The sequence below is a fragment of the Achromobacter sp. ACM01 genome, assembly GCF_014851745.1.
Classification (GTDB): domain Bacteria; phylum Pseudomonadota; class Gammaproteobacteria; order Burkholderiales; family Burkholderiaceae_B; genus Achromobacter; species Achromobacter aegrifaciens.
Window position 1 is genome coordinate 1 of record NZ_JACVAF010000042.1, and the last position, 249, is coordinate 249.

Below are 249 nucleotides of genomic sequence, written 5' to 3' on the forward strand. Positions count from 1 at the left end.
CAGAGAGGGTGACGTTGCCGATCTTGACGGTGGCCAGGCCTTCCGGTGCGGTGACGGTCAGTTCGCCAGTAACCGGCTGCGTGGCGTTCTCGGCGATGCTGACGTTGCCGGCATCGGCGCCGTTGGCATCGGGGACGGTCACGCCGGGCACGCCATCGGTGTGGCCGTTGATGGTGACGGTGATGGTGGTGGTGCTGACGTCGCCGTCGGCATCACGGATCGTGTAGGTGAAGGTGTCCTTGAGCTGCT

At 65.5% G+C, this 249-nt stretch carries 1 protein-coding gene; it reads right to left on the reverse strand.

Annotation, left to right across the window (positions count from 1 at the left end):
• The coding region (locus IB268_RS30980) for a hypothetical protein (RefSeq protein WP_192355309.1) at positions 1–249 on the reverse strand (249 nt) is incomplete at both ends.